Annotated in this window: 21 protein-coding genes; 5 read left to right on the forward strand and 16 right to left on the reverse strand. The window is 70.5% G+C overall.

Translation table 11 applies throughout. From position 1 onward, the window contains the following. Positions 1–29: 29 nt before the first annotated feature. From Ari01nite_RS04645 to Ari01nite_RS04705, 13 genes are all read right to left on the reverse strand, one after another. A complete protein-coding gene (locus Ari01nite_RS04645; protein ID WP_203779660.1) occupies positions 30–401 on the reverse strand; it encodes a response regulator in 372 nt (123 codons plus the stop codon). Further along, positions 398–670, reverse strand: coding sequence for a hypothetical protein (locus tag Ari01nite_RS04650; RefSeq protein ID WP_203779662.1), 273 nt, complete (start codon positions 668–670; stop codon positions 398–400). Before Ari01nite_RS04650 ends, Ari01nite_RS04645 begins: the two co-directional genes overlap by 4 nt. Beyond that, positions 651–2,999 (reverse strand): chemotaxis protein CheA, encoded by a 2,349-nt coding sequence (locus tag Ari01nite_RS04655; RefSeq protein ID WP_203779664.1) that lies wholly within the window; start codon positions 2,997–2,999, stop codon positions 651–653. Before Ari01nite_RS04655 ends, Ari01nite_RS04650 begins: the two co-directional genes overlap by 20 nt. Next, entirely contained in the window at positions 2,996–3,388 is a 393-nt protein-coding gene (locus Ari01nite_RS04660) for a response regulator (protein WP_203779666.1), read from the reverse strand. Before Ari01nite_RS04660 ends, Ari01nite_RS04655 begins: the two co-directional genes overlap by 4 nt. Further along, positions 3,388–4,254, reverse strand: coding sequence for a CheR family methyltransferase (locus Ari01nite_RS04665; RefSeq protein ID WP_203779668.1), 867 nt, complete (start codon positions 4,252–4,254; stop codon positions 3,388–3,390). The genes Ari01nite_RS04660 and Ari01nite_RS04665 overlap by 1 nt, the downstream gene beginning before the upstream one ends. Beyond that, a complete protein-coding gene (locus tag Ari01nite_RS04670; protein WP_203779670.1) occupies positions 4,251–4,847 on the reverse strand; it encodes a HEAT repeat domain-containing protein in 597 nt (198 codons plus the stop codon). Before Ari01nite_RS04670 ends, Ari01nite_RS04665 begins: the two co-directional genes overlap by 4 nt. A 15-nt stretch (positions 4,848–4,862) precedes the next feature. Further along, the gene (gene cheB, locus Ari01nite_RS04675; protein WP_203779672.1) at positions 4,863–5,906 is read right to left on the reverse strand and encodes a chemotaxis-specific protein-glutamate methyltransferase CheB; all 1,044 of its coding nucleotides are present in this window, start codon (positions 5,904–5,906) and stop codon (positions 4,863–4,865) included. A 9-nt stretch (positions 5,907–5,915) separates the two neighbouring features. Then, a complete protein-coding gene (locus tag Ari01nite_RS04680; RefSeq protein ID WP_203779674.1) occupies positions 5,916–7,460 on the reverse strand; it encodes a chemotaxis protein CheW in 1,545 nt (514 codons plus the stop codon). Positions 7,461–7,472: 12 nt separating this feature from the next. After that, positions 7,473–9,407, reverse strand: a complete 1,935-nt coding sequence (locus Ari01nite_RS04685; protein WP_203779676.1) for a methyl-accepting chemotaxis protein — start codon at positions 9,405–9,407, stop codon at positions 7,473–7,475. A 281-nt stretch (positions 9,408–9,688) separates the two neighbouring features. Continuing rightward, positions 9,689–10,255 (reverse strand): HhH-GPD-type base excision DNA repair protein, encoded by a 567-nt coding sequence (locus Ari01nite_RS04690; protein WP_203779678.1) that lies wholly within the window; start codon positions 10,253–10,255, stop codon positions 9,689–9,691. Positions 10,256–10,308: 53 nt separating this feature from the next. Beyond that, entirely contained in the window at positions 10,309–11,304 is a 996-nt protein-coding gene (locus Ari01nite_RS04695) for a hypothetical protein (protein ID WP_203779681.1), read from the reverse strand. A gap of 40 nt (positions 11,305–11,344) precedes the next feature. Next, positions 11,345–11,989, reverse strand: coding sequence for a response regulator (locus Ari01nite_RS04700; protein WP_203780302.1), 645 nt, complete (start codon positions 11,987–11,989; stop codon positions 11,345–11,347). A 70-nt stretch (positions 11,990–12,059) separates the two neighbouring features. After that, positions 12,060–13,241, reverse strand: coding sequence for a sensor histidine kinase (locus Ari01nite_RS04705; protein ID WP_203779683.1), 1,182 nt, complete (start codon positions 13,239–13,241; stop codon positions 12,060–12,062). 119 nt (positions 13,242–13,360) lie between these two features. On the opposite strand from Ari01nite_RS04705, the gene Ari01nite_RS04710 reads away from it, so the two are divergent. Beyond that, entirely contained in the window at positions 13,361–14,095 is a 735-nt protein-coding gene (locus tag Ari01nite_RS04710) for an ABC transporter ATP-binding protein (RefSeq protein ID WP_203779684.1), read from the forward strand. After that, the gene (locus Ari01nite_RS04715; RefSeq protein WP_203779686.1) at positions 14,089–16,395 is read left to right on the forward strand and encodes an FtsX-like permease family protein; all 2,307 of its coding nucleotides are present in this window, start codon (positions 14,089–14,091) and stop codon (positions 16,393–16,395) included. The genes Ari01nite_RS04710 and Ari01nite_RS04715 overlap by 7 nt, the downstream gene beginning before the upstream one ends. Positions 16,396–16,411: 16 nt before the next feature. Here Ari01nite_RS04715 and Ari01nite_RS04720 read toward each other — a convergent pair whose 3' ends face one another. Continuing rightward, positions 16,412–17,110 carry an HAD family hydrolase gene (locus Ari01nite_RS04720; protein ID WP_239162474.1) on the reverse strand — a complete coding sequence of 233 codons (699 nt, stop codon included), beginning with the start codon at positions 17,108–17,110 and terminating at the stop codon, positions 16,412–16,414. A gap of 51 nt (positions 17,111–17,161) precedes the next feature. Between Ari01nite_RS04720 and Ari01nite_RS04725 the strand changes: the two genes are divergently transcribed. Beyond that, positions 17,162–17,503 carry a BUD32 family EKC/KEOPS complex subunit gene (locus tag Ari01nite_RS04725; RefSeq protein ID WP_203779688.1) on the forward strand — a complete coding sequence of 114 codons (342 nt, stop codon included), beginning with the start codon at positions 17,162–17,164 and terminating at the stop codon, positions 17,501–17,503. A gap of 149 nt (positions 17,504–17,652) precedes the next feature. Beyond that, on the forward strand, positions 17,653–18,075 hold the full coding sequence (gene dtd, locus Ari01nite_RS04730; protein WP_203779690.1) for a D-aminoacyl-tRNA deacylase: 423 nt from the start codon (positions 17,653–17,655) through the stop codon (positions 18,073–18,075). Between the two features lie 113 nt (positions 18,076–18,188). Here the strand turns inward: dtd and Ari01nite_RS04735 are convergent, their stop codons facing one another. After that, complete coding sequence (locus Ari01nite_RS04735) at positions 18,189–18,977, reverse strand: sporulation protein (RefSeq protein ID WP_203779691.1); 789 nt, start codon at positions 18,975–18,977, stop codon at positions 18,189–18,191. A gap of 293 nt (positions 18,978–19,270) precedes the next feature. Here Ari01nite_RS04735 and sigB point away from each other — a divergent pair, with 293 nt between their 5' ends. Next, complete coding sequence (gene sigB, locus Ari01nite_RS04740) at positions 19,271–20,233, forward strand: RNA polymerase sigma factor SigB (RefSeq protein ID WP_203780304.1); 963 nt, start codon at positions 19,271–19,273, stop codon at positions 20,231–20,233. 181 nt (positions 20,234–20,414) lie between these two features. Here the strand turns inward: sigB and Ari01nite_RS04745 are convergent, their stop codons facing one another. Next, positions 20,415–22,955, reverse strand: a complete 2,541-nt coding sequence (locus Ari01nite_RS04745) for a bifunctional acetate--CoA ligase family protein/GNAT family N-acetyltransferase (RefSeq protein WP_203779693.1) — start codon at positions 22,953–22,955, stop codon at positions 20,415–20,417. Between the last annotated feature and the right edge of the window lie 11 nt (positions 22,956–22,966).

The following is a 22,966-nucleotide window of genomic DNA, read 5'->3' on the forward strand; positions in this document are numbered from 1 at the left end:
ACCACCTCCGGGGCAGACACGGTGCGCTTTCAGGCGCCGGGGAGCACCTGCTTGATCACCCCGAGGAGCTGGTCCGGTGCGACCGGCTTGACCAGCCAGCCGGTGGCGCCGGCGGACTTGGCCTCGGCCCGCTTGGTCTGCTCCGACTCGGTGGTCAGCATGAGCATCGGGGTGAACCGCATGCCGGGCGCCTTGCGGGCCTCCCGGACGAACGTGATCCCGTCCATCTGCGGCATGTTCACGTCACTGATGATCAGGTTGGGCTTGAGGCCCTTGCCGATCTTGTCGAGCGCCTCCTTGCCGTGGCCCGCGGTCTCCACGGCGTAACCGGCCTTGGTGAGGATGGACTTCAGGCTCATGAGCATGGTGGCGGAGTCGTCGACGAGCATCACAGTGGTCATGGAGGTTCACTTCCTTGTCGGTTGACCCCACTGCTCCCCCCGAGCAGTGGCAGCACCTGGGTCGCCAGAAAGGCGTCCGCCGGTGCCGCTGTTACCTTCGGCTGGAACCGCAACATCGCCTGGAATGCGCCGGTGTGCAGATGGTTGCAACGTCGGAGGTTTACCTTCGCCTTCTGGGTGACCCGGAGCCAGGCGGCCAGCTGTTCCACCTCGTCGACCGTGACCACCCCGGTCAGCGTCGCGGTGTTCTCATGCAACTCGAGCGGCAAGACCGAGCACCTCCTTCATGTTCAGCACCAGCAGCACCAGCCCGTCGCCGAGCAGGGCCGTGCCGGAGAACTCGTCGGCGTACGCCAGCAGGCCCTCCATCGGCTTGAGGATCACGTCGACCTCGCGGTGGAACTGCTCGACCAGCAGTCCGACCCGCTGGCCGTTCACGTTCACGATCAGGATCTTCCGGTCCGTGCCGTTCGCCGCATCCCACGGCATGTCCAGCGCCCGGGCCAGGTCGACCACCGGCACCACCTCCCCGCGCAGGACCACCACGTCCTGGTGCAGGACGCGGTTCAGCTCGTCGGCCGGCACCCGTACCGTCTCGACCACCAGGTCGACCGGGATGCCGAAGCGCTGGCCGGCCACGCTCACCACCATCACCTGGGTGACCGCCATCGACAGCGGCAGCCGCAGCCGGGTCGAGGTGCCCCGGCCGAACTGGGATTTCATGGTCACCGAGCCGCCCAGCTTTTCCACGCTGGCCCGCACCGCGTCCATGCCCACGCCCCGCCCGGACAGGTCGGACACCTGGTCGGCGGTCGAGAAGCCGGGCCGGAACACCAGGTCGACGGCGTCCGCATCGGTGAGCGTCTCCAGCTCCTCCTCGGTGATCAAACCTTTCTCGTACGCCTTGCGCTTGACCCGGTCCGGGTCGACGCCCCGGCCGTCGTCCGAGATCTCGACGATCACCGCGTCCCCGTCGGCGACGGCGGCCAGGGTGATCCGGGCCGTCGGCGCCTTGCCCGCCGACACCCGTTCGTCGGACGGCTCGATGCCGTGGTCCAGGCTGTTGCGGACGAGATGCACCAGCGGGTCGGCGAGCGCCTCGATGACGTCCTTGTCGGCCATCGTGTCCTCGCCCTCCATGACCAGCTCGATGGTCTTGCCGAGCCGCCGGCTCAGGTCGCGCACCAGACGCGGGAACCGGGAGAAGGCGACCGAGAGCGGCAGCATCCGGACGTCCATCACGGCGGCCTGGAGCTCCTCGGCGATCCGGTGCATGCCGGAGTACTGGTCCTTGATCCGGCGGGACAGCGCCCGGCTGCCGAACTCCTCCTCGGCGGCCTGGGCCAGGAAGGTGAGGCCGTTCTTGGCGACGTTGAGCTCGCCGACCAGCTCCATGAGGTGGTCGACCTTCTCCTGGTCGACCTTGAGGATGCGGCTGCCGACCTGGCCGCCCGGGTCGTCGGCGCGGCCGCGGTCCACCGGGGCATGCTCGGCCATCGGCATCGGCGCCGCGATCGGGACGGCGTCCTCGGGCGGCGGGGTGTCGCCGAGCAGCCGGGTGGTGGTGGCGGTGAGCGTGACCACGTCGTTCGGTTCGACGATCTCGACCGGGTCGCCGAGGGCGTGCGCGGCCGAGGTGACCGCGTGCGCGATGGCGGCCAGGTGGACGTCACCGGTCGGGTTGAGGGCCAGGCAGCGCAGCGCGGCGGTGAGCAGGGACCGGGCGTCGGCGACCAGGTCGGGGTCCTCCACCTCGGCGTACCCGGTCTCGGCCACCGGCACCGGCGCCGGCGCCTCGGTCTCGCCGGCCAGGTACCGCTGGATCGCGTCGCCGTCCAGGTCGGCCCACTCGAGCTGGTCGTTCACGTAGCGGAACAGGTAGTCGATCTCGCCGCCGGCGGCGCGCGCCGCGAAGACGAACGAGACCAGGCAGGCGTACTCGTCGTAGTCGGCCGGGTCGGGCCACTCGTCCGGCGGGATGGCGACCAGCCGTTCCAGGGCCGGCACCTGGCGGATCAGGTGCAGCGGGTCCTCGGCCCGGAAGAAGCAGCCGGAGTCCGGCAGGTAGCGGGCGAACCGCAGGGTGGCGCTGGTGGTGCGCAGCCAGGTCGCGGTCTCGGCCAGCCACTCCTCGTCGAAGCTGCCCAGCCAGTCCGGCGCCACCTGCCGCGGCCGCGCGACCGGCGCCGTGGCGGCCTCGGCCGGGGCGGGTTCGCCACCGATCGGCGCCCGTAGCCGGGTGATCAGGGTGGCCGCGTCGGCGCCCGCGGTGTCCGGCAGGCACTCGTTCGCGGTGACGTGTGCCAGCCAGCCCCGGATCAGGTCGAACGCGGCCAGCAGGTCGTCCGTCATGCCCGAGTCGAGCGCCAGCGCGCCGCCGCGTACCTGGTCCAAAAGATCTTCGGCAGCGTGGGTGAGCCTGGTCAGCTCGGGGAAGTCGAACAGGCCGGACGAACCCTTGAACGTGTGCGCGGCCCGGAACACCTCGTTGACCAGTTCCGGGTCGCCCGGCGTGCGCTCGAGCTGGAGCAGGCCCTCGTCGACGCTGGTCAGCAGGTCGGCGGCCTCGGCGAGGAACTGGGAGAGCAGCGGATTCATGCCGGCACACCCCTGTCGGCGGTCAGGATCCGGGCCACCCGCACCAGACGGTCCGCCGACACCGGCTTGACCATGTAGAGGTTGGCGCCGGCCTCGTAGGCCCGGTCGGCGTCGCCGGCCCGGTCCTCGGTGCTGATCATCACCACCGGCGCGGCGGTGCCCACCGTCTCCGAGCGCAGCGTCTCGACGCAGGTGTACCCGTTCATCTTCGGCATGTTGACGTCGACCACGAACAGGTCGAACGGGGTGGCCAGCGCCGACTCGACCGCCTCCAGGCCGTTCGCCGCCTCGGCCACCCCGAAGCCGGCGTCGGCCAGCAGCTTGGTGTGGTACATCCGCACCGTCGCGGCATCGTCCACGACGAGCACCTTGGGCTCGGTGTCGGTCATCACTTGGCTCCGGTCGGTCGTTGGTAGACGATGCCCTCCGGCAGGCGGTTCGGGGTGAAGATCGGGGAGATCCGGCTCATCGACTCGGAGTGGCCGAGGAACAGGTAGCCGCCGGGGCGCAGCGCGCCGTACAGGTTCTCGGCCGCCCGGCGGCTGGACAGCTCGTCGAAGTAGATCAGCACGTTGCGGCAGAAGATCACGTCGAAGTCCTTGAACCGGCGCATGTCCGCGGTGTCGCAGACGTTGATCTGATGCAGCGTGACCGCGCCGCGGATGCCCTCGTCCAGCTGGTAGCGGCCGGAACCCACCCCGGCGAAGTACTTGGCCAGCCACGGCTTGGGCACCCGCTGGAGCGACCGCTCGCCGTAGCTGGCGTGCCCGGCCCGGGCCAGCACGTCGCTGTCGATGTCGGCGCCGTGTATCTCCACGTCCAGGGTGTCGATGTGCGGCCACTCCTCCAGCAGCCGCAGCGCGATCGAGTACGGCTCCTCGCCGGTCGAGCAGGGCAGCGAGAGGATCTTGACGGGTCCGCTGATCCGGTGCGGTCCGCCGCGCATCTCCACCACGTTCGGCAGCACCGCGTTGAGCAGCGCGTCGAACTGGTAGTCCTCGCGCAGGAAGTAGGTCTCGTTGACGGTCAGCTGATTGATCAGGTCTTGCAGCAGGTCGGGCCGGTTGTCCAGCCGCAGCGCCGCGAACCATGAGTAGAACCCGTCGAAGCCGCCGTTGCGGATGCACGTGTCGATCCGCTTGTCCACGAAGTACCGTTTCGCCGCCGTGAACTGGATCCCGGTGCGTTTGTAGAAGTACTCGCGGAACTTCTCGAAGTCGGCTTCGCTGAGCCCGCTCGCGGCTGCGGTCGTCATCGCAGCGCCGCCTCGACCGTGAAGCGCAGGAACGGGTCGTTCGGGAACCGGCGCACCGCCCGCTCCAGCAGGTCGTGGTGTTCCGGGCCGAGCGAGGGCAGCAGCGCGTCGATGGCCGAGGCCACCACGTTCGGGTGCGGGTCGTCGCGGATCATGTCGGCCAGCCAGGCGAGCGCGGCCGGGTGCTGGAGGTCGGCCAGGACCATGGCGGTCATGACGCGGACGTCGTGATCCTCGTCGGCCAGCAGGCGCGGCACGATCGGTGGCACCGACAGCGGCATGGTCGACAGCGCCTCCGCCACCGCGGTCCGCAGATCGGCGTCGTCACTGGCCAGATGGACGGCGAGCGCCGAGGCCACGGTGTCGGTGTCGTGTGCGGCCAGGGTGGTCAGCATCGCGTCCCGGGCCCTCGTCTCCGTTTCGCCCGCGACCCGCTCGAGCAGGGCCGGCACCGCCTCGTCGACCCTGTCCAGGCTGAGCGCCGCCTCCCGCCGGAGTTCCGGATCGGGATCGTCGAGCTGCGTGAGCAGGACCTCCGTCGAGGGTGGCTGCGGTGTCTCGTCCGGCTTCGACTCCCGGCGTACGAGTCCCATCTTTTCTCCTTGCCTCTAGCGGACCCAGTCGGCGAGCTGGTCGGCGATCGCCTCGGCCGGCAGCACCTCGGTCGCGCCGCCGCGCCGGGCCAGCTCGCCCGGCATCCCCCACACCACCGCGGTCTCCTCGGCCTCGGCGACCGTGCGCCCGCCGTCGGCCCGCACCGCGGCCATCTCGGCGGCGCCGTCGTCGCCCATCCCGGTCAGCAGCGCACACACCAGCCGGGACGAATCCAGGTGCCGGCGGGCCGAGGCGACCAGCCGGTCCACGCTCGGGTGCCAGCGGTACTCAGCGCTGGACGGCACGCTCTTGACGATCAGGCCGTCGGTGCGCCGTGCCACCACCACGTCCGCGCTGCCCCGGCCCAGGTAGATGTTGCCGCGCTGGATCGTCATGATCCGGTCCACCTCGTGCACCCGCAGCGCGCACAGGCCGTCCAGCCGGCGGGCCAGCGCCGCGGTGAACGACGCCGGGATGTGCTGGGCCACCACCACGGGCGCACCGAGCGAGGCCGGCAACCGAGGCAGCAGGTCGGCGAGCAACTGCGGGCCGCCGGTCGACGAGCCGATCAGCACGAGATCCACGGCTCCGGCCGGGGCCGCCTCCCGCGGCCGCGGCCGGTCCGCCTTGATCCGGGCGCTCAGTCCGGTGCTCCGGTTGAGCCGGGCCGAGGCCGCCGCCTTTACCTTCTGCACCAGCTCGATCGCGACCTCGTCGATGTTCAGCGAGACCGTGCCGCCCGGCTTGGGCACGTAGTCGACCGCGCCCAGCTCCAGCGCTTCCAGGGTGACCAGCGCGTTCCGCTCGGTGATGGACGACACCATGACGACCGGGGTGGGCCGCTGCTCCATGATCTTGACGAGGCAGGTGAGCCCGTCCATCTCCGGCATGTTCACGTCCATTGTGACCACGTCGGGCTGGATCCGGTCCAGCTGTTCCAGCGCGTCCACCCCGTTGCGGGCGGTGTGCACTTCGAACTGGCCGGAGTCGACCAGGATGCCCTTGAGCGCGCGGCGCATCAGCGCCGAGTCGTCAACGACCAGGACGGAGGTGGCCACGTCGGATCCCTATGCCGGAACCAGGTCGTCTTCGGCGACGACCTCCTCCAGTTGCCGGGCCTGCTCGGCGGCGAGCAGCTGGTCGACCTGCACCAGCAGCAGCATCCGCTTCTGGTCCGGCAGGTTCGCCACCCGCGACACCACCCGCGCCTGCTCGGCGGAGAGCTCCGGGGCCGGCTCCAGGACGTGCCGGCCGACCCGAGCCACCTCGGCCACCGAGTCCACGATGAAGCCGGTGCGAACCCCGCCGATGATCAGCACCACGATGCGCTGCCGCTCGTCACGCTCGCCGCGTTCCAGACCGAGGCGGGTACGAAGATCGACCACCGGCAGCACCGTGCCGCGCAGATTGACCAGGCCCTCCACGAAGTCGTACGACTTGGGCACCCGGATCAGCGCCTCCGGCACCCGGATGATCTCCTGCACCGCGTCCACGTCGACGGCGTACTCCTCCTCGTCGAGGCGGAACACGACGAACAGTTCCTCGTCGCCCCGGCCGTCGTCGGCGCCCCGCTGGTCCTCGGCCATGTCCGGTGTCTCCTCCCGGTTCTGATGCTCGGCGAGCTCGTTGCGTACCTCGGGTGAGTCGAACATCCGGTTCACGCTCAGCACCGAGACCAGGCGCTTGCCCTCCTCGAGCCGGCACACCGACTCCACCTCGCTCTTGCGGCCGTCACCGGCCACGAAGTTGGGCAGCGGCGCCACCAGTTGATGCGGCACCCGCAGCACCTCGCGGACGGTGTCCATCACCACGCCCACCACGCCGCCGTCCAGCGAGACCACGACGATCCGGTTCTTCGGTTCCAGCGGTGTGATCGGCAGCCCGAAGACCCGGCGCATGCTCACCACCGGCAGCAGCCGGCCGCGCAGGTCGATCACGCCGAGCACCCGGCTGCCGGCGTTCGGCACGTGGCTGACCGACTCGGGGGCCTGCACGATCTCCTGCACCTGGTCGATCGGCAGCGCGTACTCCTGGCCCTCCACCGCGAAGCTGACCAGTTCCAGGGTGTCGTCGCTGTCGCCCTCGTCGTCCGGCTCGGCGGCGATCCGGGCTGCGGCGCCGGTGTCCCGGCCGTCGGACTTGCCGCCCAGCCGATCGAACTGGCTGCCCACCAGCCGGTCCACGTCCAGGACGCTGGTCATCGCGCCGCCGTCCAGTTTGATCACGCCGATCAGCACGTCCGAGTTGACCGTGGACTGCACCGCGTCGGCCGACTCCATGGCCGCCGGGTCGATGCTGATCACGCTGGCCACCCGGTCCACCACGAAGCCCAAGGGCACCCCGCCGTCCACCACGATCACCCGGGTGGTCTCGTCGTGCTCGGCCGCCGGCATGTCGCAGCACATCCGCAGGCTCACCACCGGCAGCACCCGGCCGCGCAGGTTGGCCAGGCCTTCCAGGGACGGCGGGCCGAGCGGCACCTTCACCACGGCGGGCATCCGGATGATCTCCTGGACCCGGTTCATCGGGAACGCGTAGCGCTCGCCCGCCATGTCGAAGGTGACGTAGTCGGCGTTGTCGTCCTCTACGGCCTGCTCGTCATCGATGCTCATCGGTGCCCCCGTTCAGGCGGCGTTCTGGAGCTCGTCCGCCAAGGCGGCGATCTCCTCCACGGCGGTGGCCAGATCCTCGGCGCCCTGAGCCTGCTCCTTGGCCGCGGTCGAGGCCTGTCCAGCCAGTTGCTCGGCCTCGTTGGCGGAAGACGAGATCTGCTCGAGGCCGGTCTTGACCTCGCCGAGAACCGACGCGATCTGCAGCGCCGACTCGCGGACCTCCTCGTTGCCGGACCGGACCTGCTGCATGTCCCGCTCGATCTCCTCGAGCCGGGCGGTGGTGGCCTTGGCCGCCTCCACCTCGGCGAGCGCCTGCCGGCTGGTCTCCTCGAGGTCGGCGCGGACCTCGACGATCCGGTCCTGCACCGCCTTGACCAGATCCTTGATCCGGTCGGCGTTCTCCGCCGAGTCCCGGGCCAGGTTGCGGATGTCGGTGGAGACCACGGCGAAGCCCTTGCCGAACTCGCCGGCCCGGGCCGACTCGACCGACCCGTTCACCGCGAGCATGTTGGTCTGGATCGAGACGTTGGCGATTGCGTCCACGATCTTGTCGATCCGCCGGGAGATCTGCTCCAGCTCGGAGACCTTGCGTACGTTCTCGATACCGTCCCGGGCCGCCTGGCCGATCGCCTCGATCATCGAGTCGACCGCATCCTTGTTGGTGACCAGCATGCCGAGGATGGAGTCGGACCGCTCCACCGCGGAACCGCCACGGTCCGCCGACAGCTGCGCGCCCCGCTCGATCTGGGTCACCAGCTCGGCGGTCTGTTGCCCCTTCTCGGCGGCGGTCCGCGCGCCCACGTTGATCTGGGTGATCGCGGTGTTGATCTGAGCTGCCGCCCGGTTGATCTCCTCGACCGCGGCGGACAGTTCCTCGGCCGCGGCCGCCACCTCCTCGGCGCTCTTGTTGATGTCCGTGCTGCTGCGCAGGCTCTCCGAGATCTCGGCGAGTTCCTCGGCGGCCTGCTCGCTCTGCCGCAGGGCCTGGGTCTGCTGACCGACCGTCTGGAGCGACTCCTCGCAGGCGGCGGACTGCTGTTCGGCCGCCGCCGCGATCTCCTCGGACCGGGTCTTGGCGGTGGCCGTGGCACCCTTCGCGTCGTTGGCGGCCTGCGCCACCTCGGTGGCGCCCTGCATGATCGTGCCCATGTCGGCCCGGATGGTCTCCAGCTGGCCGGTGATCGTCTTGCCCTTCTCCACCTCGCCGCGCGCCATCTCGGCCGACGACTGCACGCCCGAGGTGATCTCGGCAACGCTGGCTCGCACCTCGTCGATCAGGTCACGGATCTGCCTGGCGCTGCGCTCGGAGGTCTCGGCGAGCGTACGAACCTCGTCGGCCACCACGGCGAAGCCCTTGCCGTGCTGCCGGGCCCGGGCGGCCTCGATGGCGGCGTTCAGCGCGAGCAGGTTGGTCTGGTCGGCGATGTGCGCGACCGTCTTGACGATTTCGCCGATCTCGTCGGCCTGCTTCTCCAACTCGGTGATCGTGACGACCGAGGCGGTCTGCCGGGTCGAGGCGCCGTCAACGTTGGCGAGCAGGCCGTTGATGCCGGCCCGGGTCTCGGTGAGCAGGTTCTGCAGGGCCTGGCTGAGCTCGGCCACCTGCCGGGTGGTCTGTTCCTGGCGGGAAACCCGCTCCTCCACCTGGTTCATCGCGGCCAGGCTCTGCTGGGTGGCGCCGGACGCCTCCTCGGCGCCCGCCGAGATCTGCTGCATCGACTCGGAGAGCTGGCGCGAGGCCTCGGCCGCCTCGGCGTTCTGCGCGGAGATCTCGGCGGTGGCGGATGCGATCCGCTCCGCGGCCTGCTGCTGCTTGGCCACCGAACGCGCCTGCCGCCGGTTGGCCTCGGTGTCCCCGCCGCGCGGCGGGCGCGTGGAGACTGGCGCCGAGGTGGGTCGGACCGAACGGGTTTCGGCGCGCCCGTTGGTGCTCGTGGTCAATGGCATGGGGGTGATCTCCCGTCTCGTGTGAGCTGCCGTGCCCGTGCACGCCAACGGTCACCGGAGGTGTCATTCGGGGATCGCGCCGCCATCCTTGGCCCAGCCCGCCAGGCGCCGGCTCCTTCTTCGGCCGTCCCACCCGTGCCAGGCAAAATTCCTGCTCATTGCGGTCTTGCTGGGCTTTCCCCGCCTACTCCCGAATCCTGGCATCGGCCCTCGGATGGAGGTGCAGATATGCGCTCACTTGAATGCCAACCGGGGACCACCCACCCGTTCGGCCGTACGCGTCAGCCCTTGGCGGCGGCCTTCATTTCTTTCTTGTAGGCGCGCACCTTGCCCAGCGACTCATCGTCGACGATGTCGGCAACAGACTTGAAAGAACCAACATCGCCGTACGCCCCGGCCGCCTCCCGCCATCCGGCCGGCTCCACCCCGTACTGCTTGCCGAGCAGCGCAACGAAGATCTGCGACTTCTGCTTGCCGAACCCCGGCAGAGAGGCAACCCGCTTGAGCAACTCGGCACCGTCCGCCACGCCGGCCCACAGGTTGGCGGCGTCCCCGTCGTAGTGCTCCACCAGCGCCCGGCAGACCTCCTGCACCCGCCCGGCCATGGCCTTGGGAAACCGGTGCAGAGCCGGCGGCTTGGCAAAGATCGCAATGAGCGAGTCCGGATCAAACTCCGCCAACTCAACAGCGGTAGGCACATGCCCAAGCCGCTGAGACAGCACGTAGGGTGACGAAAACGCCTTCTCCAGCGGAATCTGCTGATCGAGCACCATACCGATGAGCAGCGCCAACGGGTCAGTGGAGAGCAACGTGTTGGCGTCGGCGTCGATCGGCAGGCTGAGCGTCATGCACCTATCTTGCCGCTACGCCCCCGCCAGGCAAGACTCAGTCCCGCCCGAGATCACGAACCTTGAGCAGCGCCGCCCGCCTTCCGCGCAGCCGCCCGCACAATGGCGAAGAATTCCTTCTCAGCGCCGACGGCCGTCACCGTTCCGGCCACACGACCTTTCGCAAACGCCACCATGGTGCCGTGCGCGGGCGCCTCCCCAGGCAACGTGACCGAATACGCGATCGCCGCCGAGGCATGCCCCACCGACGGCATGGACAACGGCGCCTGCGTCATGACGATCCTCTCGTCCACGCCCGAAAAACCAAGGCTGATCCGCGGACAGCGCCGCGCCTGCTCAGCAAACGCCGCAACAAAGCCGCGGTTTGCCTTCGGCGCGCCGGTCATCAACATCTCGGCCAGGACCGGCCCGGCTTCACTCTTGCTGAACGAAACGCTCGCCACGTACGCGGGGTGCCCGGGGTCGGTCGCCGCCTTCGCCCGAGCCAATTCCCAGGCCAGGTCCGTCACGGCAGTCTTCGCCCGAGCCAGATCCGTCGCGGCCGTCCTCGCCCAAGCAAGCTCCCTCGCGGCCGATGGTCGCGTAAGCGATTCGGTTGCCGGCGGTTTCGTCGGCGGCGGTTCTGTCGCCGGCGGTTCTGTCGGCGGCGGTTCTGTCGCCGGCGGTTCTGTCGCCGGCGGTTCTGTCGGCGGCGGTTCTGTCGCCGGCGGTCTCGTCGCCGCCGTTGGCTGCGCGGGGCCGATAGTGAGGTCGCAGCCGGTCTCGGCCGGTGAGATTCCGAGCCCGTTCACCGGAACGCGGCCGCCGTCGACAATGACCGGCTCCCTCTCCGCTTTGTATCCCGCGGGCAGGTCTGCCGCAGCGAGCAGGGCCGCCTTGAGCTGCTCCGGCGTGATGCCGCTCCGGTCCGCGCCGACGGCCGGCGCCGCAGCGGCCGCCGACGGCGCGACGTCCACGCTGCCCGCCGCCAGGCCCACGCCCAGGGCGACCGCGAGGCTCACCGGAAGGCTGACCGCAGACCGAAAGGTCCCACTTCCCCGCTTGAACATGATTTCACCGTAAGCGCGCCACCCGGCCGCCGTCTGTCGCTCAGCGCAGCCCACCCTCGTAAGCGGCCACTACCAGCTGGGTGCGATCGCGGGCGTCCAGTTTGGCAAGCAGCCGCCCCACATGCGTCTTCACCGTGCCCATGCTCACGTGCAGCTCCGCCGCGATCTCCTCGTTCGACCGGCCGCGCGCCACCAACTCCAGAACCTCCCGCTCCCGCGCCGTGACCTCCGGCAGGGGCGTCACCCGCCGCTCCGGCTGCCCGACATAGGCGGAGATCAACCGCCGCGTCGCCCCCGGCGCCAACAACGCCTCACCGGACGCGACCACCCGAATGGCCCTGATCAACTCCTCCGGCAACACCTCCTTGAGCAGAAACCCGCTGGCACCCGCCCGCAGAGCCCCGAACACATACTCGTCCAGGTCGAACGTGGTCAACACGATCACCCGAGTGCGCAACCTCCCCGACCGGCAGATCTCCCTGGTCGCCTCGATCCCGTTCATCTCCGGCATCCGAACGTCCATCAGAACGATGTCCGGCTCCACCCGCCGCGCCAGCGCAACCGCCTCGGCACCCGTGCCGGCCTCTCCGACGCAGCTGAGCCCCGTCGTGTTGTCGATGAGCAGCCGGAAGCTGGCCCGCAGCAGCGCCTGATCATCGGCCAGCGCTACCCGGAGCTTGTTCACAGCGCCCAGCGGTGTCCGGCCGCCTTCCGCCTGGCTGCCCTCTGCCTGGTCGCTCTCGGACCGGTTCACGTCAGGCCGCCCAACTCAACGTGGTCGTGACCGCCCAGCCGCCTTTGGCCGACGGCCCGGCGACCAGGTCGCCGCCGAACATGGCCGCCCGCTCCCGCATCCCGATCAAACCCTGGCCTCCGGGCCGGCCCGGAGCGGGAGAGCCCGGATCGTCCACCGCGGCCGGCCGCGGCTCGGCCGTGACGGGGCTGCCGTTGTCGGCCACGTCGAGGCGCAGCGAGCCGTCACCGATCTCGATGGCGACCCGGCACTCGCTGGCACGGGCGTGCTTGACGACGTTGGTCAGCGCCTCCTGCACCAGCCGGAACACCGCCAGCGCCACGCCGTCCGGAATCCTGTCGCCGCCACGTACCACCAAATCCACCGAGAGGCCGGACGTGCGCGCGGCCGTGACCAACTCGTCGAGGTCGGCCAAGCCCGGCGCGGGCACCAGGGTGCCCTCGGTGCGCAGGACCCCGAGCGCCCGGCGCAGCTCGCCGAGCGTGTCCCGGCTGGTCGTGGCGATCACCCGGAGTGCCGCTCGCATCTCCTGCGGCTGCGAGTCGGCGAGATGATCGGCGATCGCCGCCTTCACCGCGATCATGCTCATGCTGTGCGCAACGATGTCGTGCAGCTCGCGAGCAATCCTCAGGCGCTCCTGGCCGACCGCGAGCTCGGTGGCCTGCTCGGCGGCCCGGGCCGCGTAGGCCCGACGCTCCCGGACAGTCCGCCCGGCCGTCCAAGCGGCTCCGAGCACCCAACCCACCAACCCGATCTCGAAAGGTGTGCCGTCACCCGCGAGGAACGCCAGCGCCGTGGCCACGACACAGCCGATAACGATCGGCACCGAGCGGCGCCGGCGCACGTCGGCGCCGACCGTATAAAGCACCGGACACATCGCGAGTATCGGCGCTAACCCGGCATAGTGCGGGATCACGCCGGTGGCCACGCAGGCGACCACGAGCGCCAAGGCCAACCAGACGGCCGCTACGGGCCGGATCCGGCGAACGGCCACCGGCAGGCCCAGCAGCACGCCGGCCACCACCGGCAGCCAGACCGGCTCGTGCCAGCCGACCGGCGACGGGCCGTCGACCGCCGCATACCACCCGCACGCCGCAACCACCGTGGCCAGCACCCCGTCGATGACGAGCAGCTGGCCACGGCTGAGTCCGCGGATGAGCGGTGATGGCGTGGCGGTGGTCATGCCGGCGAGATTAGCCAGCGGGCGACGCGCGCCGCGTCAGACCAGGGTCTGATTTTCGCGTCCCCGATCGTGGACCACGGTGTGACGACTTCCGGCCCGCCGACCGCGATTGTCGAGCCATGACAAAACCGATGGTCTCGCTCAGCGACGTACGGATGGAGTACGAGACCGGCCCGCAGCGGGTCACCGCGCTCGCCGGGGTGACCGAAGAGCTGCCGGCGGGCACCTTCACCGCGATCATGGGCCCGTCCGGATCGGGCAAGTCAACGCTCCTGCACTGCGCCGCGGGTCTGGAACGGCCCACCGCCGGCGAGGTTGAGATCGACGGCGTCCCGCTGGGCGGCCTAGACGAGACCGGTCTTACTGTGTTGCGTCGCGAGCGGGTCGGCTTCGTCTTCCAGACGTTCAACCTGATCTCGTCGCTGACCGCGGAGCAAAACGTCGCGCTGCCCGCCCGGCTGGCCGGCCGTCGGATCGGGCCTGGTGAGCTGTCCGCGGCGCTCGCCCAGGTCGGCCTCTCCGACCGGGCCCGGCACCGGCCGGTCGAGCTGTCCGGTGGCCAGCAGCAGCGGGTCGCGATCGCCCGCGCCCTGGTCACCCGGCCGGCCGTGCTGTTCGCTGACGAGCCGACCGGCGCGCTCGACGGCGTCACCTCCCGGCAGGTATTGGCGCTGATGCGCAGCCTGGTCGACGAGCAGGGCCAGACGATCGTGATGGTCACCCACGATCCGGTCGCGGCCGCGGTGGCCGACCAGGTGCTCCTTCTGACCGACGGCCGCGTGGTCGACCGGCTCGAGGCGGCGCCCGCCGAGTCGATCGCCGCGCGGATGGCGACGGTGGAGGCGACGTGCTGACACGGGACCGGCTGGGTGCTTTTGTCGCGGTCTTATTCGGTACGGCCGTCGTAGCGCTGACCTTGACACTGCTCGCTTCGGCCGCGCCGCGGACGCCCGAGCGATTTGCGGCGGTCACCGTGGCCGTGCAGAGCCCCGCGGTCCAGACAGCGGCCGACCCGTTCCCGGAGTCTCGGCCGTGGTCCTTTGCGGAAGCAACCGCCCTGGCCGGACGACTTGCGGCAGTCCCCGGCGTAGCGGCGGCGGTGGCCGACCGGCGCTTCTATGCGCAGCCTGTCCTCGCCGGCCGACCGGTGTCCGGTCTGGCGGAGGGCCACGGCTGGGCCAGCGCCGTCCTGGCTCGGGACACGATCGTCGCCGGCCGAGCGGCGCAGGCCGACAAGGAGATCGTGGTGGCCCAGGCCCTGGGCATCCCGGTCGGTGGCACGGTGACGATCCTGACCGCTACCGGTCCGGCGACGTGGACGGTCAGCGGCCTGATCGAGGCGCCCCGGCTCTACGTCTCGGATACGACGGCCGCCCGCCTCGCACCCGGCGTCCGCGTCATCGGACTCACCGGACACCCCGATCCCGCACAGGTGCGACAGGCCGCCGCGGGCGCGACGGTCCTGCACGGCGCGACGCTGGGCGACCTGGAGCCGCGCGCCGACGCCACCACCCGCTGGATCGGCCTGCAGGTGCTGAGCGCGATGGCGGCGCTCTCGGTGTTCGCGTGCGTCTTCGTGATCGCGTCGACCTTCGCGCTCACCGTCCACCAGCGACGACGGGAGATCGGCCTGCTACGCACGATCGGTGCCACGCCGCGACAGGTCCGCCGTACGGTGCTGGTCGAGGCCGCCATGGTCGGGTTCGGTGCGGCCGTGGCGGGAGTCTTCCTCGGCACGCTCCTCGCCCGGCCGGTCGGGCGGGTGCTGGTCGACGCCGGGTTCGAACCGGAGTCGTTCACGGTCGGCTTCCACCTGTGGCCGGTGCTGGCCGGGCTGGCGGCCGGCCCGCTCGTCTCGGTCGCAGGTGCGCTGGCGGCTGCCCGGCGTGCGGCCCGCGTCGGACCGCTCGAGGCGTTGCGTGAGGCCGAGGTGGAGACTCGGCCGATGAGCCGGACCAGGTGGGCGGCCGGGCTGATCTGCACCGCGGCCGGGCTGGGTGCGCTGCTCGCGACCCAGTGCGCCGACGACCTCTCCGATCTCGGCACGTACACGCTGGGCGGAGCGATGGCTCTGGTCGTAGCCGCGACGCTGCTGGCACCGGCGGCAGTCCCGCTGCTGGTGCGCGTCCTGCTGGCGGGCCGCGGCCCGATCGGCACCGTCATGCGGGAAAGCGCCGTGACCAGTGCGCGGCGGACGGCGTCCACGGCCGCGCCGGTGCTGCTGACCATCGCGTTCGCGGTCTTCATCGCGGGCAATGTGCAGACCTCGGCCGACGCGTACGCGGATCGGAGGGCCGAGGCGGTCGGGACCGGAACGGTCCTCGTCCCCGACGACACTCCAGGCCTGACCGACGCGGTCACTGGTTCGGCTCCGTTGCCGACTCTTCTCTATCTCGACGACACCGTGGTGGCGGCCGTCGGCGTCGATCAGACGACCGGCGAGGGTCCCGGACCCGACGCGATGGTGATAGCCGAGGCGATGGCCGTCCGCCGTCAGCTCGGCCTGGGCAACACCGTGGAGGTCACGTTCGCGGACGGCAGCCGGATGCCGCTGCGGATCGGCCGGGTCGCCCCGGATGGCACATTGCCGGCGGAGCTGGTGGTCAACCGCGCGACCGTTCGCAGGCACGATCCGTCCGCGCTCGCGCCCGCCGTTCCGCTGACCGCCACGCCCGCCTCCGCCGACGTGGTGGGTGCCAAAGTCGTCGACGTCGCCGAATACAGCAGGCAGGCTGACGCCGACGAGGACCGCCTGATATGGATCTTCACGCTGCTGCTGATCGGAGTGTCGGTGGGTTACGGCGCCCTCGCGGTGGCGAACACACTGTTCATGGCCACCTCGCGCCGCGCACCTGACTACCGCCTGTTGCGCCTGGCCGGAGCCACGCCGCGGCAGGTGCTGCTTTCGATCGCCGGCGAGTCGACGTTGGTGGTCGCCATCGGTGCGGTCCTGGGCACCTCCGCCGCGGTCCTCGCACTGTGGGGCGCCACGGTCGGGCTACGTCACCAGACCGAGACTCCGGTCCCGCTTGCTGTGCCGTGGACGACGGTCGTCGTCGCCGTGAGCGCGTGTCTGCTGCTTGCGCTCGTCGGCAGCCTGCTGCCCGCCCGGGCTCAGCTGTCCCGTGCCGGGCTACGAAGGGACGTCCAGTGACCGGGCTCACGCCGTCTCAGATCCCGGCAGCCACCTCGCGGAGTGACCGGTCGGACAGCGACGTCAGCGTCAGGTCGGCGCCGTCCAGGGCGAGATCGGCGGTGAGCGGGTTGGGCACGGCTACGCAGAAGAGTCCGGCGGCCTTGGCAGCGGCCACACCGTTCGGCGAGTCTTCGACGGCCAGCGCCTCGGACGCGGGCACGCCGAGCTCGTCGAGGGCCAGCCGGTACAGGTCGGGAGCCGGTTTGCTCAGCATCACCCGGTCCCGGGTAGCGATCACCTCGAACCGGGCGCGCAGCCCGAGAGCGTCGAGAAACCGGTCGACCCAGACCTCGTCCGAACTGGAGGCGAGCCCGACCTTCAGCCCCAGCTCCCGAGCATCGTCAAGCCAGGCCAAAACGCCGGCCCGCGGCTCGGCGCCGGCGATCAGTTCGTCGAACCGCGCCCGGCGGGCGGCCCGCACCGATCCGCGATCCACCGGCGCGCCGACCAGCGCCTCGAGGTGCACGTACGGGTCCCAGCCGGAGTCCGCGGTGCCGATGGTTCGCGACCAGACGGCCTGGTCCAGCGAGACTCCAAGCGCCGCAAACGCCTCCTGCCACGAGACGAACTCCGGCGTCTCGGTATCCAGAATCGTCCCGTCCAGGTCAAAGACGATCGCTCGCAGCACCCCCGCATCATGCCGCCCGCAGCCCTCCGCTATTTGCTCAGTCACCCGCCCACCGCGCATCCGGCAGACCTGCGGATGTCGGCTACCGTCACGACCGTGCCGGACCAAAACCCACCAGCCAACGCCGCGGCCGACCACCACACCCACAACCCGGAGCTGCCGATCCTCCGGGAGGAGCCTGCGGTGTACTCGGCTGCTGGCACTGACATGGTCATGGAGCGTCTCGACGGGCCGACCATGACGCAGGCGATGCTCGCTGGGAGTGTGTCGATTGCCGAGGGCGCGGAGATTCTGGCTGGGTTGCTCCGGCGGCTGCACGCGGTGCCGGCTCGGGGCGGCCTGGGGTCGATCGTTCACCTTGATCTGCATCCGGAGAACGTCCTGATGACAAGGCGCGGGCCGGTGGTGATCGACTGGCCCGGTGCGCATGCTGGATGACGCGGTGGAATATCGGGGGCGGCAGAGCATCTGTCGGCCGACGAGGTTGGTGCGCTGGGGGTGGCGGCTGCGCGGGCAATGCGACGGAATAACTGATTATTGGACAAGCAATACGAATACCGCGGCGATGAGAATGAGGAGTGACGGACGTGCGGGCGTTGGTGCAGACCGTCAGCCGGGCCAGTGTGACGGTGGATGACGAAGTGGTCGGCAAAATTGAGGACGGACTTCTCGTTCTGCTCGGTGTTACTCACGACGACACCCCGGCCAAGGCCGCCGAACTGGCGCGTAAGACGTACGAACTACGCATTCTGGACGGGGAGACGTCGGCCGCCGATACGGGAGCGCCGCTGCTGGTGATCAGCCAGTTCACGCTGTACGGCGACGCGCGCAAGGGACGGCGGCCGGGCTGGAGCGCGGCCGCACCCGCCGAGGTCGCCGAGCCGCTGGTAACCGCTTACGTGGAAGCGCTGCGGGGCCGGGGCGCGACGGTGGCGACCGGGCGGTTCCGGGCGCACATGCTGGTGGAAAGCGTGAACGTCGGGCCGCGCACGCTCATGCTCGAGCTGTAACGAGGGGCAGCGCGCGCTCATGCTGGAGCTGCAAAACAGGGCAGCGCGCTCGTGCCCGAGCTGCAACAGGGCAGCGCACCTCCCGAAGGAAGTGCGCTGCCTGACGAAACCGATCAGAAGAACAGACCGCGGCGCTGCGCGGACTGGCGCAGCCAGTTGTCGAGCTGGCCGGCCCAGTCGACCTGATCGACCGTCGCATAGTCGACATTGAAGCTGCCGAAGGAGTCGTGGCCCTCGGTGAACATGCCGCCGCGCTTGTCGAGCTCGAGCACGACCTGGAGGCGGTGCGGCGTCGGGATGAACGTGAGTTCGAGCTGGTTGATGCCGCTCGCGTAGGCGGACGGCGGGTGGAACTCGATCTCCTGGTAGAACGGCAGGCTCTGCTCCACCCCGTACACCCGGCCGCGTTCGACATCGGCCCGGCTGAAGCGGAAACCCAGCCTGAGCAGGGCGTCCAGGATGCGCTCCTGGGCCGGCAGCGGGTGCACCGCGACGGCGTCCAGGTCAGACTTGTCGACCGCTCGGGCCACTTCGAGCTCGGTGGTCAGGCCCATCGTCATGCCGTGCAGGTGCTGGCCGTAGACCTCGGTGATCGGGGTTTCCCACGGCACGTCGAAGCGGAACGGCACGTCGTATTTCGCACCAGGGTCGAGCCGGAACGAACCGGTCAGCCGCTGGCGGTGGAATTCCTGGTCGGTGTTGTACTCGCTGTCGCCGCTCTCCACCTCGACCCGGGTGATCAGACCGATGGCCAGGTATTCCACGTCCACGGCGTGGTCGCCGCCGACGACGTGGACCTGGCCCTCGAGGAACCCGCCGGGCCGGCAGTTGGGGTTGGCCAGGACCGTCTCGACTGACGGACCGCCGACACCGAGCGCCTGCAACATTTTCTTGAAGACCATGAACCGAATCCTCCTCGTCGGCGTTTCGAGAACATTATCGGCGCACGACAACATCCCAGACCTGGCAATCCGGGCAATGTCGGCTTGGCGACGTCAGGGTTCTCCCTGATTCATGCCACCTGGACGCTTGCCTCACCTCCGCTTAACGCGTCCCGGGCCAAGCTATCGATCACCGGCACGAATTGCGGCTGGGGAACGCTCGACGAGACGGTTTTTAGCGGGGAGGGGACTGAAAGGTGGTCCTGCAGATGAAGGCGTCGGAGTCCACGACGGCGGTTGCCGTCGACAACAGCATGACGGACGGTGTCGAGCTCCTGACCGAGCTGACCGACCTGGACGCGACGGACGAGCGTGGCGTTTCCGCCGACCTGGTCCGTGCCTACCTCAACGGCATCGGTCGCACCCGTCTGCTGACCGCCGTCGAGGAGGTCGAGCTGTCCAAGCGGATCGAGGCAGGCCTCTACGCCGAGGAGAAGCTTCCGGAGGCCGACAACGATGTCGCCCCGCTGCTCGAGATCATCGTTCTCGAGGGCAAAGCCGCCAAGAACCACCTTCTCGAGGCCAACCTGCGCCTCGTCGTGAGCATCGCGAAGCGGTACACCGGCCGCGGCATGGCCTTCCTCGACCTGATCCAGGAAGGCAACCTCGGCCTCATCCGCGCGGTGGAAAAGTTCGACTACACCAAGGGCTACAAATTCTCCACGTACGCCACCTGGTGGATCCGCCAGGCCATCACCCGCGCCATGGCCGACCAGGCCCGCACCATCCGCATCCCGGTGCACATGGTCGAGCAGGTCAACCGCATGGTCCGGGCCCGGCGCGACCTTTCGGCCTCGCTCGGCCGCGAGCCGAGCATCGCCGAGATCGCCGAGGCCATGGGGGTGCCGGAGTTCCAGGTCATCGAGCTGATCTCGTACGACCGGGAGCCGGTGAGCCTCGACCAGGCCGTCGGCGAGGACGGCGAGAGCGCGCTCGGCGACTTCGTGGCCGCGGTCGACTCCAGCAACCCGGGCGCCACCGTCGGCCGGGGCGAACTGCGCAACGAGGTCGAAATCGTGCTGTCCACCCTGTCCGAGCGGGAGTCCGCGGTGATCCGCCTCCGCTTCGGCCTGGACGACGGCCGGCAGCGCACGCTGGACGAGGTGGGCCGCGAGTTCGGCCTGAGCCGCGAGCGCATCCGCCAGATCGAAAAGGTCACCATGCTCAAGCTGCGCGACCCGCAGCGCTCCTCCCGCCTCGAGGCCTACGCCAGCTGACGCTGGCGGGAGCAGACACCGCCCGGCGGAGATTCCTCCCGCCGGGCGGCGCACACGGGGCCTTAAGGCGATATCTCCGATAAATCGGGCGCGCCCGCCGCGGAGCGCGAGGGTCAAGGACCCGGCGCGGCCACTGCGGGAGCAGGCGTAAGGGTGGGGCGCGGCCGCACTCTGCGATCTCCTACCCCAGACGGCGGGGGCCGGTGTCGCGCCGGGAGGCCGGTGGGCCGATCTCCGCTGACACGTGCAGCACCGAACAGCCGTCCGGGCGGGCTAGAACCGGGTTCAGTGACAGCGACCGCAACCTCGGCTGGTCGTCTGCCAACCGTCCCACCCGCAGCAACAGGTCGATCAACGCCTCGCGGTCCACCGGTGCTGATCCCCGGTAGCCGTGCAGGAGTGGTGCCGCCCTTGGCTCGTCGACCAGGGCCTCGGCCGCGCGATCGGTCAAGGGGGAGGCGCGCCAGGCCAGGTCGCCCAGTAGTTCGCTGGCGACGCCGCCCAGGCCGAAGCCGACCACGGGGCCGAACGCCGGGTCTTCGACCACCTCGACGACGCAGGCCACGCCGGGCGTCACCATGGTCTGCACCACCACGCCGGGGCCGAAGCTGCCGGACAGGGAACGGTACGCCGCTCGTACGTCATCCTCGTCGGCCAGCGCCAGCCGGACCGCGCCCAGGTCGATGCGGTGCCGGAGGGCACCGCGGGCCGACTTCAGTGCCACCGGGTAGCCCAGTGCCTCGGCCGCCGCCACCGCCGCGTCTGCCGAACCGGCCACCGTGGACGGCACCACGTTGATGCCGTACGCGGCCAGGAGCTCGGCGGGTGGGCCGTCGATGTCCGCCGCCAGGTGGTCCACGCCGGACAACGACGGCAGGACGCCGGGCGGGCGGCGCAGCCAGTCCGCGTAGGACGCCACCCGGCCCAGCGCCCGCACCGCCTCCTCGACCGACGGGTACGCCGGCACGCCGGGCGGCAGGCTGCCCAGCAGGAACGTGGCCACCGTCGGCTTTTCTCCGGCCAGTGCCACGCTGCCCAGGGCCGACGCGAAGTCGGTGTCCTCGTCCGGCAACTGGCCGGGCAGGGGCGGCGCGAAGACCACCACCAGCGCGTCGGCGCCGTCGTCCGCGGCCGCCTCGGCCAGCGCGCCGGCGAACTCGTGGGCGCCGGCCTGGGGGCTGATGTCGCGCGGGTAGCCCGTTGCCACCGTCAGGCCGTTCGCCCGGGAGGCCGCCACCGCCAGCTGGGACAGGGCCGACGAGTTGCCCACCACGGCCACCCGGCGGCCGGCCGGCAGGGGCTGGTGGGCGAGCAGTACGCCCACGTCGAAGAGTTCCGGCACCGTGTCCACCCGGATCACGCCGGAGCGGGCGAACAGGGCCGTCACCGCGTGCGCGTCCGGTCCGGGCAGGTCACCGGCCAGGCCGGGCGGGCGGGTCGCCGAGGCCACCGCCACCACCGGCTTGACCCGGGACATCCGGCGGGCCAGCCGGGCGAACTTGCGCGGGTTGCCGAACGTCTCCAGATAGAGCAGCACCGCGTCGGTTCCCGGGTCGTCCTGCCAGTACTGGAGCAGGTCGTTGCCGGAGATGTCGGCCCGGTTGCCGGCCGAGACGAAGCTGGACAGGCCCAGGCCGCGCCGATCAGCCTCGGCCAGCAGGGCGACCCCCAGCGCACCGCTCTGGCTGAAGAAGCCGACGCGGCCGGCCGCGGGCAGCGCAGGCGCGAGCGTCGCGTTGAGACGTACGGCCGCATTGGTGTTGGCCACCCCCATGCTGTTGGGCCCCACCACGCGCAACCCGGCAGCATGCGCGCGTTCCACCAGTTGGCGCTGAGCCGCGGCGCCCTCGGCGCCGGTCTCCGCGAAGCCGGCCGACACCACCACGAGACCGCCCGCACCACTGGCCGCCGCGTCCGACACCGCCTCGTCGACGCTCTCCGGCGGCACCGCGATCAGCGCCAGGTCGACCGTCGCACCGGCGTCCACGGCCGACCGGAACGCCGGCAGGCCCGCGACCCGGTCGGCGGACGGGTGCACCGGCACGATCGTCCCGGTGAAACCGCCGTCGCGCAGATGACCCAGCATCGCGGCGCCGATGCCCTGGCCACTCGCGCTCGCCCCGTACACCGCCACCGCCCGCGGCGCCAGGAGCCGCGCGATCGACCTGGCCTCGGTGCGTTGCTCGCGGGATTCCTGCACCTCGCGGGACTTCTCGGTGGGCGCGATCGGAAAGCTCAGGTGCACCACGCCGTCCGCGTACTCGCGCTGCACCTGGTAGCCGAAGTCGCTGAAGACCCGCAGCATGCCGCCGTTCTCGGGCAGCACCTCGGCCACGAACCGGGTGATGCCGTTGGCGCGGGCCGCCTCGGCGAGGAATTCGAGCAGCACCGAGCCGATGCCCCGGCCCTGATGCGCGTCCTCGACCACGAACGCCACCTCGGCGTCCGGCGAGTCCGGCCCGAGCCGCTCGTACCGGCCCACCGCCGTGATCCGGGGGCCGTTCACGGTGACGAACGCCTCGCGGTCGTGGTGGTCGACGTTGACGAAGCGTTCCAGGTCGCGCTCCGGGATGCGCGGGTACGGCGAGAAGTAGCGCAGGTAGCGGGTGCGGTCGCTCATCCGGGAGTGGAACTCCACGATGGCCGGTGCGTCGTCGGGGCTGATCTGTCGCAGGTGGATAGCGCTGCCGTCGGAGAGCAGCACGTCCGCGCTCTGGTCCACCGGGCACTCCC

The sequence above is a fragment of the Paractinoplanes rishiriensis genome (assembly GCF_016862375.1).
GTDB classification, from domain to species: Bacteria; Actinomycetota; Actinomycetes; order Mycobacteriales; family Micromonosporaceae; genus Actinoplanes; species Actinoplanes rishiriensis.

Excerpts from the sequence above, each read along its gene's own strand:
- Ari01nite_RS04645 (WP_203779660.1), bottom strand. The coding sequence starts at position 401 with ATGACCACTGTGATGCTCGTCGACGACTCCGCCACCATGCTCATGAGC.
- sigB (WP_203780304.1), top strand. The coding sequence starts at position 19,271 with ATGACGGACGGTGTCGAGCTCCTGACCGAGCTGACCGACCTGGACGCG.
- Ari01nite_RS04655 (WP_203779664.1), bottom strand. The coding sequence starts at position 2,999 with ATGAATCCGCTGCTCTCCCAGTTCCTCGCCGAGGCCGCCGACCTGCTG.
- Ari01nite_RS04660 (WP_203779666.1), bottom strand. The coding sequence starts at position 3,388 with ATGACCGACACCGAGCCCAAGGTGCTCGTCGTGGACGATGCCGCGACG.
- Ari01nite_RS04710 (WP_203779684.1), top strand. The coding sequence starts at position 13,361 with ATGACAAAACCGATGGTCTCGCTCAGCGACGTACGGATGGAGTACGAG.
- Ari01nite_RS04735 (WP_203779691.1), bottom strand. The coding sequence starts at position 18,977 with ATGGTCTTCAAGAAAATGTTGCAGGCGCTCGGTGTCGGCGGTCCGTCA.
- Ari01nite_RS04670 (WP_203779670.1), bottom strand. The coding sequence starts at position 4,847 with ATGGGACTCGTACGCCGGGAGTCGAAGCCGGACGAGACACCGCAGCCA.
- Ari01nite_RS04685 (WP_203779676.1), bottom strand. The coding sequence starts at position 9,407 with ATGCCATTGACCACGAGCACCAACGGGCGCGCCGAAACCCGTTCGGTC.
- Ari01nite_RS04680 (WP_203779674.1), bottom strand. The coding sequence starts at position 7,460 with ATGAGCATCGATGACGAGCAGGCCGTAGAGGACGACAACGCCGACTAC.
- Ari01nite_RS04690 (WP_203779678.1), bottom strand. The coding sequence starts at position 10,255 with ATGACGCTCAGCCTGCCGATCGACGCCGACGCCAACACGTTGCTCTCC.
- Ari01nite_RS04695 (WP_203779681.1), bottom strand. The coding sequence starts at position 11,304 with ATGTTCAAGCGGGGAAGTGGGACCTTTCGGTCTGCGGTCAGCCTTCCG.
- Ari01nite_RS04705 (WP_203779683.1), bottom strand. The coding sequence starts at position 13,241 with ATGACCACCGCCACGCCATCACCGCTCATCCGCGGACTCAGCCGTGGC.
- Ari01nite_RS04665 (WP_203779668.1), bottom strand. The coding sequence starts at position 4,254 with ATGACGACCGCAGCCGCGAGCGGGCTCAGCGAAGCCGACTTCGAGAAG.